Source organism: Metamycoplasma faucium, from assembly GCF_045160055.1.
In the GTDB taxonomy this organism is placed as follows: domain Bacteria; phylum Bacillota_I; class Bacilli_A; order Mycoplasmatales; family Metamycoplasmataceae; genus Metamycoplasma; species Metamycoplasma faucium.
The window spans coordinates 108,102-125,370 of the sequence record NZ_CP088155.1; the positions used below are offsets into that span (position 1 = coordinate 108,102).

Here is a 17,269-nt window from a genome sequence, read left to right on the forward strand (position 1 = left end):
GAAAAAGTTGTTCATTATAATTTAATAAATATAATAATTATATATATAATAACTTTAAAATATTTATGGTGAAAAAAATAAAATCTTTATTCTATATATATAAATTTAAATCATTTTTAAAATTTGGATTAATAATGTTTATCCAAACTTTTTTTCTTGCCATTATCACTTTTGTAACTTCTTTAGCTATAGCAATATATGGAAAAGTGTGACATATTGATGGTTCATTTTCCGGAAGATATTTTTATTTAACATCAAAAATTAACACAATTTTCAAAATTATTATGTTTTTACCTATTATATTTCAATTTGGAGTGTTAATCATTTCTTCACACATGCATGGTAGACAAGATTATTTTGGAATGAAAAAAATACTATTTAATGCAATATATTTATCAGTTATAATAAACTTAATATTTTATCTATTAATTTTTTTCATTAGCCCTTTATTACTTCCTTTATCAGGTGTTAAAGATCAACCAGTTTATGGTTGAGAAACGAAAAATAATTATGAAATTTTCTTGAAGAACAAATTATTAGCAAAAAAGAATGGAATTAATGAGATAGAAATCTTAAATTTTCTTTTATATGGAGGAAATTTTAAACATTTAAAATTTGAGAATACCTATCCATTAAAAGTATTAGAAAATGAATTATCATCATCAATTAAATTTATAAGAATTGCACTATTAGAATTGTTTATTTTTTCAATTGCTCAAATATTTTGTTCAAGTTTAATATCATCCAAAAAAAATTTATATGCTTCAATCTCATATTCATTAGGATTACTTACAAGATTATTTTGAACTTATTTTGTTTTTACAAACAACAAAATCATAAATTCATTTTATTTTTCATTTGAGGGAGTAGCAGGATCTTTAGTGCATTTTTTTCTCTCTCTAATATTTTTAAAAAAGTTTTTATTTAAAGGCGAAAAATACAAATTCAAATATACTAATTTTGATAGCAGATTTATTTCTAAATTATTTGTAATAGGCCTACCAATTGCGTTAGAAAGTGGAATATGATATTTTTCTCAATTTTTAATTGCAAGAAGTATTCCTTTATTTAATTTACAAGATAAATATATTGGAATTTTCAAAGCTCTTAATAGTTTATATGATGTTTTTGCTTCATTTGCTTATGGTTTAAGTTTCCTTGCAAGTAGCTTTATATCAGAAGAATATGCAAAAAATAATATAAAAGAAATTAAATTAATTCAAAAGTCACTATTTAAAATAGCATTGATAGTTCAAATAATATTTGGATTAATAAATATAGCTTTAACAAAACCTTTATTAAAAATATATTCTATAAATGATAAATTAATAGTAAGTATAGGCTATATATTAATGTTTATATATTCGTTAAAATTAATTGCAGACCTAGGAAACTTAATAACATTGCGTTCTTTATGAGGTGTTAATATTACTTGATATCCTTTATCTGTAAGTATATTAACAATGATAATATTACAAATATTTCTAACTTATTCAACATTAGAATTGTTAAATAATAAAAATATAAATACTGAAACTATTTTTTGTGTATTTGTTTTTTCAACAATAATCGATCCACTAACAAGAACAATTATTTATAAGATAAAATGAAATAAACTATTTAGAAAAATTTATTTTTCTAATAAAACAAGAGTTTCAATATGATAAGTTTGAGGAAACATATCATACCCCTCTACAAATTTTACTTTATATTTTAATCCGATCAACTCTTTTAAATCTCTAACTAAAGTTCGTGGATTGCAACTTAAATATATTATTTTATTAACTTTTATATTTTTTAATGCATACAATACATTTTTATTTAATCCACTTCTTGGAGGATCAAACACAAAAATATTATCATTATTTGCATATGAATCACTATTCAAATTCGTAAAATATTTTGTTGCATCTTTTTGTATAAATCTAATGTTTGAAACGTTGTTTAATTTTGCACTAAATTTAGCAAATTCTACAGATTCCTTATTTATTTCAATACTGATTACTTCTTTTAAATTATGTGCTAAATAAATTCCTATGGTTGAAATACCTGAGTATACATCAAATAAAGATTCATTTCCTTTAATCATCAAAAGTACTTTAATTTTATTATAAATTTTAAGCATTTGTTCTTCATTGATTTGAAAAAAAGAATTAGGTCCAACAAAAAATTTATATTTACCAATTTTATATGTCGAATAATCACTTCCAAATATTTTTATAGTTTTAATTAATCTAACCTTATCTAAGTTAAAAATATTCTGAAATATTCCTATTTTTAAATCATTTTTTTGAAATTTACTAATTAAATTTAAACTAATATTTTTAGAATTAGTTGTGTTAAAAATAATTAAGAATTCATTATATTTTTCACTATATTTAAATGTAACTGAAAATATATTTTTATACACTAATCATTCTTTTCTATTATCGTTTAAATTTTGTATGAATAATCTAACAAATTCATTAAATTTACCATTAATTAAAATACACTTTTTAAAACTAACAATTTTGTGAGTTTTTTTCTCAAAAAAGCCTATTTTAATATCGTTATTTTCAATCACTCATTGTAAAGTTATTTTATTTCTATATGAGAATTCATTTCTTGATGGAATAAAATTAATATTTTTCTTTCATCCAATTTCTCGTTTAAATAAATCTGTCAATATCATTTTTTTAAAATTTATTTGACTAACATAGTTCATAATCTCAAGTGGAGTATTTCCAGCTCTATAAGTTTCTATATCTATAATATTTCTTCTTTCAGGAGAGTTTGTTTTTCTATTTATAACTCTTGCTAAGGCGTATTTTGAATTAATACTTTCTATTTTAATATCGGCAATTTCATTTTTAAGTAAATTCTCAATTAAAATAGGAAATTTATTTATTCTAAATACACCATATCCCTCATAACTAAATTCATAAGCTTTAACATCTAATATTATTTTTCCAATTTTTAATTCATTGTCCATGTCCATATTTATTTTCCTAAACAAAATTTTTTAAAAATATTATCCAATAGGACCTCATTATTATGTTCCTCATTTAAACATTTTTTTGCGTTGCTTCACGCTTCTCTTAAATCAATGATAACAGTTTCAAAACCATAATTATTTTTTAAACCTTCTTTAACCTTTTTTAATGATTTTAAAATACTATTTAATTTTTCTATTACATCTTCACTAACGATAACATCATCAGTTAAAAATTTAAAATACATTTTATATAAGGTGTTTTTTAATTCATAAGTATTGTTGTTTGCTGCTGAAATTCATACATAATTACTATATTTTTTCAATATTTCTTTACTACATATATCTATTTTGTTCACTACATTTATATAAACTTTGTTTTCAGTAATTAAATTTTTTATTTTAGATTCATATATATCATCATATTTATCATTAGTTGGGTCTATTATATTTAATATTACTTTTGCTTTTTTTATAGTTTCTATCGACTTCAAAATTCCTATATTTTCTATTTTATTTTTTGTATTTCTAATACCCGCTGTATCTAATATTCTAAATAAAATTCCACCTATTTGAAATTCACCATCCAAAACATCTCTAGTCGTTCCTTCTATATTTGTAACAATGGCCTTTTCTTCCTCAAGCAAAGAATTAAATAAAGATGACTTACCTGAATTAGGTTTCCCGATAATTGCTACATCTATCCCTTTATAAACATTTATTGTTCTTTCACTATTTTCAATAAGTGTTGTTAGTTTTCCTATAAACAAATTAACAGAATCTAACAACTTATCATTTTCTATCGTTTCAATGTCGTTATATTCTGAATAATCAATATTTATTTCACACATTGAAATTAATTTTAATAATTCTTGTTCGATTTCTCTTAATATTTTATATCCAAAATCATCAAATTGTTTAATAGCAATTTTGGTTTGATTAATATTTTTTGCATTAATTAAGTTATTAATTGCTTCAGCTTTATTTAAACTAATTTTGTTGTTTAAAAAAGCTCTACGACTAAATTCACCTCTTTCAGCTAATCTTGCACCATTTTCTAAAATAATATTTAAAATTCGATTAGTTACTATTACACCGCCGTGCGCATTTATTTCTATTGTATTTTCTCCAGTATAATTATCAGTTCCGATAAATCATAATATTAACACTTCATCAATCTTTTCATTATTTAAGGGATTTATAATGTGTCCATATGTGATTGTTTTATTTTTTCCGATTTTTCCTTTATAAATTTTTTTAATTATGTCTATACTATTTTTTCCAGAAATTCTTATTATAGATATAGCTTGATTTATATTACCAGATGATATTGCAACAATAGTGTCTAAATATTTATTAATTTTCATTATAAAAAAATTATAAAATATATCGAAATTTCTTTTTTATTTTTTTAAATATAATAATAAACTCTGATATGAATGTTAATATCTCGAAAAATATCTTAAAAATAGGAGAAAAATGAAAAATTAATATTGTTAATAAAATTCAATTTTGTTAGTAATTGATAAATTAATAGATCTTTAAATATTAAAAAAATGTTTAATATAAGTATTTTTTTTAATTTAGGATATAATTTTTGATATCTTTAAAATATTATTTTAAGAAGGAAAGGAAAAATATGTCTTCAACAGCTAAGATTAAAAGACAAGAACGTGCTGATAGACTAATGAATAATATTCCATGATTTAGATTAAAAATGGGTGATATTTTTAGATCTATGGTTATGCCTATAGCAATATTGACATTTTTGTCTATTGTTTATGGTGTGTTAGATTCAGTACAAAGAAACATTACTATCAAGAACACAACTATTTCTAATAATATAACTTATGCAAAGTTAATATTTGAAAAATTAATTGGTTTTGTTCCTATGATAACAGCTATCTCGGTAGCAACAACATTTAGTTCCAATAGAACATTGGGAGCAATAACAACATTTATAGGTTGGGTTTGCTTTATTGCAATTCAATCTGTATTTATAAAATTTAATGGTACAAGTTATGAATTTCTTGGAATTAAAACATTGAAAAACATAATTGGTACAAATTCAATAAATAGGTTAGAAATACCCGGTTTATCTCAATCAATAATATATGTTAATTCAAACATGATTGTTGGTTTTTTGGTTGGCTATGTAAACGCTTTGATTTTATCTAAAATTTCTAAAAGAGTTTCATCGTTGACAAATATAACTTTTATTGCATTAGTAATTGCTATTGCATTATCAATGGCCTTAGGAGTTTTGCACTCTTTAACAATTATAAGTTTAACAAAAGGATTAGAACAAAGTAAAGATATATTTACAGGTTCTAAATTATCTAAAAATTCATTAAATCACTTTTTAGGTGTTTTAATAACTAGTGCTATATATCCTATGCAATTACAAGGATTAACAGAGAATTTATATTCTCCAATAATGAATCCTTATTATAAGATTATTCTTGCATTATTTGTGTTACCTTTAGTTGCATTAGTTTTAGTTAACAATGCTAAAAAAGGAAATAAAAAATTCGCTTTTTCATTATATTTAACAGCTATTATAGCATCAGTTGCATTAGGTCAATATCAACCTATACTTCTAACAATATTCTTTGCTTCTCCTTTATTGTTTTTAATAATTGGCGCAGCATTACCCGCATTTGCTTCATGAATTATTGCTTATGTAGGAGTAGGAATTAGTGCAAATCCTATTAAAAGTGGAGATTTAGTTGATTTTATAAGAAACTTTATAATTCCATTTATTAAAAAAGATGCAGCATACAAAAAAGCATGAATTATATTAATCATTGGAGCAGTTGCAGAAGTTGTTGCAGCATTAATTGCTCACTTCTATATTAAATATACAAAAGTTTGTGTATTAGGCAAAGCAAATGTTGTTAAGAAAATGTTTGCATATGAATATATAACCGAAAATAACTATGTTGTATTTGCCAAATACCACGACAAAGATGTAAGAAACCCTATAAGACATCAAGTTGCTGATGAAATGTTAAATAAAGCATCATTATTATTAGAAAAAGAAAACATAGATGCTGCTAATGGATTATCAGATTCAGCACATAAAATGGGATATACGAAAGAAGTATCTATTAATTCGGAAGGAGAAGGTTTTGAAGTTGGTGGAGCAGGTAAATATAAAATAGATGATCAACCTACCTCTTTAAATGATTTAAATGTTGATGATTTATTTAATTCTCCAATTGAAAAAGGATTGTTAGAAGCACCTTTATTAGATTTAAATATTCCTAATCAAGAGACAACAACTCTTAATAACTTAAATGTGATGAATGAAGGACTAGAAGATATAAGTGACTTTAATGAATTCACTTCTCCTGAATCGCCTGAACAATATAATTCTATATTTATGCCACAAAGTTTTGAATATACAACTGAATTAACTCCGGATGTTGATTCTCCTTTAAATATTCAAGAAGCTACATTATCACAACCTTCGTTTGAACCTATTAATAATAATGTTCAACAAATGGATTCAACAAATTTTGATGAACAAAACTTCGATGTACAAAATCTAGATGAATCAATGTTTGAATCGTCAAATCAACCATATGATTTAGAAACACCAATTGATAATTTAATGTTAGAACCAAATATTAATCCTGAAGAAACATCTTCTGATGAATTATCGGAACAAGAAATTCCTACCGATTCAATAGATTATGATTTTGACGATCTAAACATATCTGAAGAAAATTCTGATTTAAGTGATTTAGATAATGAAGAAGAATATGTGTTAGAAGATGAAAACACAATCAAGAATGATGAGGTTGTTGTTGAAGAAAATCCTTCAACTAAAGAATCTGAAGAACTAGTTGAAATAGAAAATGAAAATCCAATTCAATTTATGACTTCTGAAGAACAACATTCTGTATCTAATGAATCTAATGATGATGATGAAACCGAGGCATTAAAAAGACGTATTGCTGAACTTGAAGCTGAAAAAAACGCCATTCAACCTACATATGTTGAAACTATTAAATTTATTGGTGAAGAATCTTCTGATGCAAAATCTGATTTAGATAACAAACAAGTTGAACCATCTATATCTGTTGAAAATCAAGAAGAAAATATTGATAATTCAAGCAATGATGAACAAATTAGTCAATTAGAAAAACAAATTGCTGAATTAAGAGAACAATTAAATAATAAACAACAACAAGTTCAACCTACATATGTTGAAACTATAAAATACCTAGATAATCCTTCAGTACAAAATAAACAACCTGAATATATTTATAACTTTAATGAAGAAAAAACTGTTCCGGTTGAACAAAGCGGTTTAGTACATGAAGAAGATAAAGAAATTCAACCTGTTGTTAAAGAAGAACATGTTAAATATTCTCCTCAACAAGAAACTTATGCATCGGCTGTTGATGATAGAACCGTTGAACAATTAATTAATATTATGGATTCTCGTAAGCAAGCTAATGATGCTATTTTAAAGAACATGGTTGAATCACAAACTAAAAATGATTTATTAGTTAGTTCGTTAAATACAAAATTTGATTATGTTGACAAAGAGTTAAATAATAAAATTTCTTCTTTAGAACTTAAGAATAAAGAACTTGAAGATAAGAATAAACACCTTGAAGATGTTGTTTATGAATTATCTAAAACTGTTGAAAGAGAAATTAATTTACGTAAAGAATATGAATCTAATATTGAAAAGACTATCGAACTTCACTTATTAGAAAAGAATCTTTCTACATCTAAACCATCATCTGATGACATAATTCTTCAAGAAAAAACTCAAGAAGACGAGGAATTTGTTCTAAGTGATAATAATACTCAAACTAAAAAAGAAGACGTTAAAATCGACGAAAATGCTATTTTGGTGGAAGAAAATAATAATAATATAGAACAAAACTTAGAAAAATTAGAAGAACCAGGGGAAAAATCTACAAAAGATATCGCTAAAGATAATTTTGATGAAACTTATATTTTAGATTTTTCAAGTGTCGAAACTATAAGTGATAATAATTTAAATGCTGATAATAAAGAAAATATTTCTTCTGATGTTGAATCAGCAAGTGTAAGTGAACAAATTGAATCAAAAATTGAATCAGAAGATATAGTTAAAGAAACTAAAGATGAACAAGATACAAATCTAGAGCAACTAGATGAATCTGAAATGGTTGAAGCATCTCACTTAAATGATGAATATGTGTTAGAAGATGAAAACAATGGAGTAGATATATATGAAGATACATTAGCATCTTCGGATTCAGAAGAAAACTTAAAAGAAAATTCAAATGATGAACCAGTAGAACTAGCAAACAACGAAATAAAATCTGATTCTCCAGAATTAGAAGAAGAACAATCATTTTTAGAAGGTTTAGATAATCTTGAAAATATACAAGAAGATGATGATAAAAACTTATCTTTTGGTGAAAATGAGTCAAATGAATTGTTAACCGAAGATCTATTAAAAGATCATTCTGAAGAATTAGATGAATCTGAAATGGTTGAAGCATCTAATTCAAATGATGAATATATATTAGATGATGAAAATAATAATGAATTAGTAATTGAAACTTCTGAGCCACAAGTGAGTGATGATAAAATTAATGAAATTGTTGATTCTGAAAAGTCTAACGAAAATGAAAAAGAATTAATCGAAGAAGAAAAAGAAGAAATGATTGAATCAATAGAAACTTCTGATGCCAACGATGAATATCAACTAGATTCATTGGAAGAAAACAATCATGATTTTGAAGTTGCTAAAGAAGGTGATTCAATTTCAAATGAATTTGTTGAATATAATAATGAAAATGAAGAAGAAAGACTTTCATCTAATGTAGAAAAACCTTCAATAGAACAAGAAGAAACTATAACTTCAAACAATAAAGAAGAACATAAAGTTATTAATTCTCAAGACATTGAAAAAACTGTTGAACAAATTGTTGATATTATTGAACTTAAGAATAAAGAAAGTAAGTCTGAATTTGAAAAGACTATGTTAATGGAATTTGCATCAATGAATGAAAAATTGAGCAACTTAATATACGCAATGTCTCAACAAAATTCAGGTAAACCAGTAATTAATATTATTAATAAAATTGATCGCAGTTTATTAGGCTCGGAACACACTCAAGGCATAGAAAATAGAAACGAAACAATCTATCAAGAAGTTAGTGGACAAGAAATAAGTACATATGATGAATCTGAATTACCTAATAATAATCAAATGATATCTTATGACTTTGAAGGTAATCAACAAGATTTAACTAATTATTCTAATGATTTTGAAAATCAACAATTTGACAATGTTAATTTCGATAATTTCCAATTCGATGAAAATGGTCAAATAGAAGAAGGTTTATTGCCTGTCGAAGATAATCAAGAATTAAATTCAAATGTTGATTTCGGTAATATTGATTTTGATTCATTAAGCTTTGACGATTCTTTAAATTTAAACTATATCCCTGAAAATAATGAAGAAAAAGTTGAAGAATCTTCTAATAATAATGAACAACTTGAATTATTAGATGAGTCACAAACTTCCGATTCAAACGAACAAATTAAAAATGATGAAAATATCGTTGAAACATCTTCTGCTAGCGAAGAACAAAACGAAGACAACGACAAAGAATTTGATTTTTCAAACTTAGATAATTTTGAAGATGAATTAACTAAGGAGATGACATTAGAAGAAGAAAACGGTGTTATTAATAATAATGAAAATATATCTATTAATAATGATGAGGCTTCTAATAATGATGAACAACTTGAATTATTAGATGAATCACAAACTTCCGATTTAAATGAAAAAACTAATTCTGATGAAAATATAGAAAATGATAATTTAGACATTTCTCAAGAATTTTCAGATTTAAGCAAAGATGATTTAATAAATAATGATGAATTATCTGATGAACCACTAGAACTTGCAGATGCTGAAACTATTGAAGCTGAAGAAGAACTTCAAGAACTAGATTCGTTTGATATGGATGAAGATGAAGCAAATAGTCTTGCTAACATATCAAGTGGTTTGTCATTCGATGAAGAAGCAAATGATGAACAATCATTAATGTCTGAAGGATTAACAAGTGAAGAAAATCTTGATGTTGTAAAACAAAAAATGTTTAGTTTTGAAACTAAAATAAAACATTTTATGATATTAAGTCCTTTATTAGGTGAAATTATAAGTCAAACCCCAACTTCAATTGAAGTTCTATCATCAAGTGGAAAATTAATTATGCCTAATGATGCAGTCGTTGAATATATAAGTGAAAATAGAGATAAATATATTGTTAATATATATGGTGTAAAAATGGAAGTATTAATGAATGCTCCACTTGAAAAGACTCACAAACAACGCTTACATAATAAAATTTATGCTAATGAAGGTAAAAAACTTTATAAAGGTGATTTCTTCTTAGATGGAAATAAGAAATACTATAGCGAAAACGGCGACCAAATGATTCTAACGTTTAGAATACTTCCTGGTAATTATGATGTTTATGCAATTAGACATATGAATAAAAAATTATCTAAATGAGATGGTATATTTGAAATCTCTTTAAATAAATCATTTGATACTAAATCAAGAACAGCACATGTTGTTGAAGATGATACTAAAGAAAATTAATGTTAAAAATTGGATTAATAGCTGAATTTAATCCATTTCATAATGGACATAAATATTTAATCAATCAAATAAAAAAGCAATTTAAAGATTGCTTTTTGGTCGTTGCGTTATCTGATGATTATAACCAACGCGGGGAAATAACTATTGCAAATTTTAAGGAGCGAAAATTAGCTGCTTTATCTAATGGAGTTGATAAAGTAATTAAACTTGATTTACTTTCTAGTACACAAGCAGCACATGTTTTTGCAAAAGGTGCAATAGATTTACTATTAAAAGAAAACATCAATATTTTATGTTTTGGTGTTTCGGATGAAAATGCAGATATTAATACTTATATTACCTCTGCACAACAAATAAAAGATAATAAGATTAAATATGACCAAATTTTAAAAGAATACTTGAATAAAGGCTTTTCTTACGCTTATAGCACGTTAGAATCTCTAAAAAAAATTAGCAATTCTAAATATATTCCGAAAGACATATTAGGTTTTGAATATACTAAATATATTATTAATAATAATTTAAATATTAAACCATTTTGTTTCAAAAGAACTATAGATTCTGCTGCTAAAAATAGTGATGGAATATATGCTACAGGTTCTTATATACGACAATTAATAGACAACGGACTTGATTATTCAAAATACACTGATATGGTGATTCGACAACCAATTAAAAAAATAGAAGATTTATATTCTAAATTTCAGCAAATAGTTTTTTCATCCTCATCATCTGAACTATCACAAATTTTATTAATGGACGAGGGGATGGAAAACTTATTTAAAAAAAATATTCATGCTGATTCATATGTAGAATTTGTTAATCTTTGTGTGTCGAAACGTTATACAAAAAGTCGGATAAAAAGAGTCATTCTCTATACAATACTTGATATTAAAAAATAGCTTATTAAAAGCTATTTTTTCATTTTTATTGTTATCAAATTTTTACTCTTTTTTCAGGCGGTAAAAACATTTCATCATTTTCTTTAATGTTAAATGTTTTATAAAAATCATCCATATTTTTAACTTGAATGTTAGTTCTTAATTTCGCAGGAGCATGAACATCTGATTTTAATAAAAGCTTTGAAAATTCTTCTCTATATTTTATTCTTCAAATAGTTGCAAAATTTATGTAGAATGCTTTTGCATCAAAATCACTTTCTAATTTTGCAGCCTCTAATGCACACGATATTCCGCCAGCGTCTGCAATATTTTCAGAAACTGTTAATTTTCCATTGCATTGTCCAAATTCAGTTTCTGTTCCATCGAAAAGAGAAATCATTTCTTGTGTCTTAATATCAAAATTTTTCCTATCTTCATCTGTTCATCAATTAACCATATTTCCATTTTCATCAAAATTAGCCCCATTATTATCAAATGCATGTGAAATTTCGTGCGCAATAACTGATCCAATTCCTCCATAATTAGCGCTAGTTGATTGTTTTATATCATAAAAAGGTTTTTGCAATATAGCAGCGGGGAAAACGATTTGATTTTCATTTGGGCTATAATATGCATTAACTGTAGAAGGAGTCATTGATCATAATTCCTTATTCTTTTCTTCATTATATTGCTTGAATTTTCATTCATTTATTATATATGTGAATAATAAAACATTTTCGATTAAATCATTATAACCATTATATTTTTTTACAATAAAGTTTTTATAATAAGGTCTAATTTGATTTGGATATCCTACATGTATTCCTAATTCATTTAGTTTATGAATAGCTTTATTTTTAGTTTCTTGAGTTAATCATGAATTATTAGCAAGTCTTGATTTATATATATTAATCATATTATTAACCATTTGTTCAACATTTTTCTTAGCATTTTCACCGAAGTATGTTTTACCGTAATATAAACCAAATGGCATACCATAAAATTGCATCGTCAAATCTACTTCAAATTTATTTTTGTTTAACGGTTGTTTTATTCCACGTAAATATCTAGAATATTCTGAAGCGATTTCTCTTAAATCATTACTTAAATAGTTCGATAAAGAAATAATGAAACTTATTAGCATTCTTGATTGAAATAAAGGGAAATTTTGATCATTTATTAAATTATTTACATTATCTAAAAACACTGGTGATATAACACTAATATTATCAACAGAATTATTAGTTATTTCATTTGCAATTTTTTGAATGTTCAAGGCATTTATTTTCTTATTTAGATTAGTGGTTGAATATAAATTGTATAGATTAGTGTAAACAGCTAATTCTTCTGATGAAAGAATATATTTAGACAATAGATCATCATATTTAATTGCATTATCTATATGTTTCTTTATTTCTTCTTCTTTTATGTTGAATTTTGAAAGTAACTTTTTTGACATATTTGTTCATACACCAAGAAATTCCTTTTTCTTTTCTTCGTTTGAATAATAGCTTTTATCAGGTAATATTGGATCTGAATACTCAAGTCATAAAATTTGTTTTCTACTATCTTTAAAATCATTTAAAATAAAAAAGTTAAGTGGCAAATAGTATCCTGAATATTGGTATCTTTTATAATTAATTTCAATATCTTTTCATGACTTTAAGTTAATAATTTCATCTATATATTTTTGAATAGAAATTATATTTTTACCTTTACGTATATTTCAATTTTTAACTATATTATAGAATTTAATCATTTCTAATAAGATTGAATCATGTTTAATTTCTGAAGTATCTATTGATCATTTTTTTAATGAATTAAGTTTTATTTTTTTAATGTTATCTTCAATTTTATAAAATGAACCATATCCACTCAAATGGTCAGGAATTTTTGTTTTTTCAATTCAGTCGGCATTAATTGCATCATAGAAATCTTTAGAGATCATTTTTTTATTCATATGTTTTCCTTCTTTAAATTTGCTTAGTATTAATATTTGTTATTGTGTAATATATTCTATCAATTTTGTTGTTTATTAATTTTTTATAATTTTCTACATCAAGCGATTCAAAGATTATGTTAATATTTTTATCTTTAATTTTTTCTAAAAACGTACTTATATATAAGTAATTTTTTAAATTATTTAAGTTTTTACAAATTAATTCATTTATTAAAATATATTTGATTTTAATTTCTTTTGTTATCATCATTATTTCTTCAATATTTAAGTTATTTATCTTCAAACCAAATTCACAATCCTTTGAAATTAAATATTCTAATTTATTCTTAATAAATTTTAAATTATCATAGTTTGTGATATTAATTATGAAATTTAAATTTTGATATTCTTTACTAATGGTTATTAAATATGAATCACTTAACAAATTGAAAATATAATCATTGATTAGAATTATTGAATTATTAGCTAAATGATTTCTTATTGATTTAAAAAAGGTTAACCATAAATAATCAAAAATATCGGTATTTCCTAAAATCTTTTTAAATTGATTTTCTTTGTTAATATTTGAGAAGCGTGGAGATATAATTGTTTTTTTTGTAATTATATTCTTGTTGAGATCATTAATTGTTGTTTTTAATAAATTATATTCCTCATTGTTTGCTAATAAAATAGCCTCAGAATAAATCTGCTCAAATTTATTGAATGATTTGTTGGTTTGAAAAAAAGTTGTATTTAGTATTTTATTTTTTAATAAGTACTTATTATTCTTAAATATATTAATTAAATAATAAAAATATAAATTTATATTTCCAAGTGTTAAAGAATCTAAAAATGATGAATCTGCAATAATAAATAAATCAAAATATTGTTTTAAAATAGAAATATTTTTTAATAAAACTTCTTGATATTTTAAACATTTATTATTTTCCTTTGAATTATTTTTGTCATTTTCATATCAAATAAATATTTTTGAATTGCTAATTGATAAATTAAACTTTTTGTATTTTTTGTAAGATATTAATTTTGATAATTCATTTATTAAATAGTCTTGCTTATATATATAAGTTTTTTTGATATTTATAACTATCGAAGTAGCGTTCTTATTTAAAAATGGGAATATATCATTTTTAGTGTTTATATTTTTAAAAACAATATTTTTGTCAATATAATCATAATCTTTTTTATTTCAATAAACAGTTGCTACAAAATAATCATTTTTATTTTTTTCTAAAATAAGTTTATATTTATGACCATCAGAATTTTTTAAAAATAAATCAAAATATAATACAGATTCATTATTAAAATCATTTATAAAGACATTATTTAATATTTTCTTGGTTTTTTCATCAAATATAGATGTAAATATATTTATTTGGAATCATTCACCATTTGTTATTGTATTCTTATATAAAAAAGGAGGGAAATAAGTTAATGGTTGTATATCATTATTGATTCTTACCCGTTGGTTTTTTGTGTCAATATTAAAAATGACAAAGCCAGAAAAATAATATTTAGTTTTTTTAAAATATACCTTAAATAAAGAAATAATTATAAAAATTAGAATACTTGTAATTAATGCAATTATTAGTGAAAATATAACTATTTTTCAATTACTTATTAGCATTTGGATCTCATTTCTTTATCGAAATATGATTTTTAGCAAAATTACTTATTTTCCCATTTGAAAATTTTACAGAAATTAAGTCGCCTTTGACTTCTAAAACTTCACCCTTACCAAAAACGTTATGTGATATAAAATCTCCAGCAATAAGTGAAACATTTTTATTAATGTTAATTGAATTTGAAAAACTATTAGCTATATTAATAGAAGTTGTTTGCTTTATTCCTGATTCTAAAATAAATCTGCTTCTTTTGTTTTTAAGGGTTCCAACCGCAAATGATAAAAATAATTTTTCTTTAGCTCTAGTCATTGCTACATAGGCAAGTCTACGTTCTTCTTCAAGTCCCTCAATATTTTCTTTAGACCTCATAGTATTAATATTTCTTTGAGTTAAGATACTAAAATCTTCTTTAGGCGAAATGCTAATAGCACGTCTTAGAGGGAAAATATTTTCAGCTAAGCCTATTATAAAAACATAATCAAATTCTAATCCTTTAGCATTATGAACAGTCATTAACGAAACAAAACTTGCTGCATCATCATTTTCAACATCTCTATCAGTGATTAATGTTATTTCTTGTAAATATTGATCTATTGTTCCGCTTTTATTATTTTGTTCTCAATGATTAATAGCATCAATTAAACTATTAAAATTTTCCATTCTTGTTTCATATTCTTCTTCAGAACTTTTTATTTCATCGAAATAGTTTATTCGATTAATCATAAATTCTTTAAGTGTTGAATGAATAGGATTTGATTGCAAAGCCCTTCTAGCTCATCTTATTTCATTGATTAGTTTTGCAATATTCTTCAGAGTTTCACTATGTATTTTTAATTCATTATGTATTTCATTGAACTTTGTTTCTAAACATTTAAACAAATCAAGGTCGTGTTCTTTTGCGAAATTTAATAATTTGTCAATAGCCACTTCTCCTATTTTTCGATGTGGTTTATTAATTATTCTTAATAGCGAAATTTCACTTCCATCATGAATAACTCTTAGATACGCTAAAGCGTCTTTAATCTCTTCACGTTGGTAAAATTTTATTGAACCAAACAGTTTGTAAATTGTATTTTCTTTTATAAGTGCTTCTTCAACTGCACGTGAGTAGCTATTTATTCTAAAAAGAATAGCAATGTTTTTTAATTGAACTCTATTCTTTTTTAGTTCATTAATTTTTTGGGCAACCCAGTTTGCTTCTGCTTCTTCATTGAAACCGGCAAATAATTCAACGTCGTTTCCAATTTCATTTTCGGTAAATAATTTTTTATCAAGTCTGAGTTTATTGTGAGCAATTAGACTATTTGCAGCGGTAAGGATTTTCTTGGTTGATCGATAGTTTTGTTCAAGTTTAATTGTTTGTGTATTTTTATAATCAGAGTCAAAATTCATGATTATATTAATGTCTGCATTTCTTCATGAATATATTGTTTGATCGGGATCACCGACAATAGTTATATGATTTGTCTTCGCACATAATTTTTGTAAGATTTTATATTGCAGTAATGAAGTATCTTGGAATTCGTCAACTAAAATATGTGAAAACATATTTTGCCATTTTTTTGAAATGTTTTCATATTTAGGATCGTATAATAAATTATAAGTAAAAAGCAATAGATCATCAAAGTCAAGTGTATGAGCCTTGTCTAAATGTTCTTGATAATTTTTATATATTTTTGTTTTTATATCATTTTCTTTATTTTCTTTAATTGAGCTAGGGCTAATAAGTTGGTTTTTTTGATTTTGAATATAAGATAAAATTGAGTTAAAAGTGAATTGACTTTGTGAAACACCTAGTTCAGAATAAACTACTTTTAAAACTGCTTTTTGGTCTAGTTCATCAATAATCTGAAAGTCATTTGGATAATTCATATTATGAATCTCACGTCTTAAAATTTTTGCGCATAAGGAGTGAAATGTTGAAACTATGGGAATTTTATTACTTATATTATTAGAAAGTAAATTAAAAACTCTTTGTTTCATTTCATTAGCTGCTTTATTAGAAAAAGTCAGAGCTAAAATTTTTTCAGGCAAGACATTAAGAGAATCAATTAAATATGCAATTTTGTATGTTAAAACACGGGTTTTACCACTCCCTGCGCCCGCTATTATTCTTAGTGGACCTTCATTATATAAAACTGCATTTTTTTGTTCTTGATTTAATATATTAATATCTAGTTTAGCCATTTTAGTTCCTCACAATAT

Annotated in this window: 8 protein-coding genes; 3 read left to right on the forward strand and 5 right to left on the reverse strand. The window is 24.1% G+C overall.

Translation table 4 applies throughout. The features are described 5' to 3' along the window. The first annotated feature begins 68 nt into the window (after positions 1-68). Complete coding sequence (locus LQ356_RS00475) at positions 69-1,667, forward strand: MATE family efflux transporter (protein ID WP_405311771.1); 1,599 nt, start codon at positions 69-71, stop codon at positions 1,665-1,667. Here the strand turns inward: LQ356_RS00475 and rlmD are convergent. Together rlmD and mnmE are read right to left on the reverse strand one after the other, a co-directional pair. Then, a complete protein-coding gene (gene rlmD / locus LQ356_RS00480; protein ID WP_405311773.1) occupies positions 1,631-2,971 on the reverse strand; it encodes a 23S rRNA (uracil(1939)-C(5))-methyltransferase RlmD in 1,341 nt (446 codons plus the stop codon). The genes LQ356_RS00475 and rlmD overlap by 37 nt on opposite strands. 8 nt (positions 2,972-2,979) lie before the next feature. After that, positions 2,980-4,338: a tRNA uridine-5-carboxymethylaminomethyl(34) synthesis GTPase MnmE gene (gene mnmE, locus LQ356_RS00485; protein WP_405311774.1), complete on the reverse strand. Its 1,359-nt coding sequence runs from the start codon at positions 4,336-4,338 to the stop codon at positions 2,980-2,982. A gap of 272 nt (positions 4,339-4,610) precedes the next feature. Here mnmE and LQ356_RS00490 point away from each other — a divergent pair, with 272 nt between their 5' ends. Continuing rightward, positions 4,611-10,601: a hypothetical protein gene (locus LQ356_RS00490; RefSeq protein ID WP_405311776.1), complete on the forward strand. Its 5,991-nt coding sequence runs from the start codon at positions 4,611-4,613 to the stop codon at positions 10,599-10,601. Beyond that, on the forward strand, positions 10,601-11,503 hold the full coding sequence (locus tag LQ356_RS00495) for a nucleotidyltransferase (RefSeq protein ID WP_405311777.1): 903 nt from the start codon (positions 10,601-10,603) through the stop codon (positions 11,501-11,503). The genes LQ356_RS00490 and LQ356_RS00495 overlap by 1 nt, the downstream gene beginning before the upstream one ends. Before the next feature lie 31 nt (positions 11,504-11,534). Here the strand turns inward: LQ356_RS00495 and LQ356_RS00500 are convergent, their stop codons facing one another. Genes LQ356_RS00500 through LQ356_RS00510 form a run of 3 tightly spaced genes read right to left on the reverse strand, consistent with a single transcriptional unit; the run spans position 11,535 to position 17,251 of the window. After that, a complete protein-coding gene (locus LQ356_RS00500; protein ID WP_405311779.1) occupies positions 11,535-13,442 on the reverse strand; it encodes a M13 family metallopeptidase in 1,908 nt (635 codons plus the stop codon). 13 nt (positions 13,443-13,455) lie between these two features. Beyond that, positions 13,456-15,066: an MHO_4530 family protein gene (locus LQ356_RS00505; protein ID WP_405311781.1), complete on the reverse strand. Its 1,611-nt coding sequence runs from the start codon at positions 15,064-15,066 to the stop codon at positions 13,456-13,458. Continuing rightward, entirely contained in the window at positions 15,053-17,251 is a 2,199-nt protein-coding gene (locus tag LQ356_RS00510; protein WP_405311783.1) for an ATP-dependent helicase, read from the reverse strand. Before LQ356_RS00510 ends, LQ356_RS00505 begins: the two co-directional genes overlap by 14 nt. Positions 17,252-17,269: the final 18 nt, after the last annotated feature.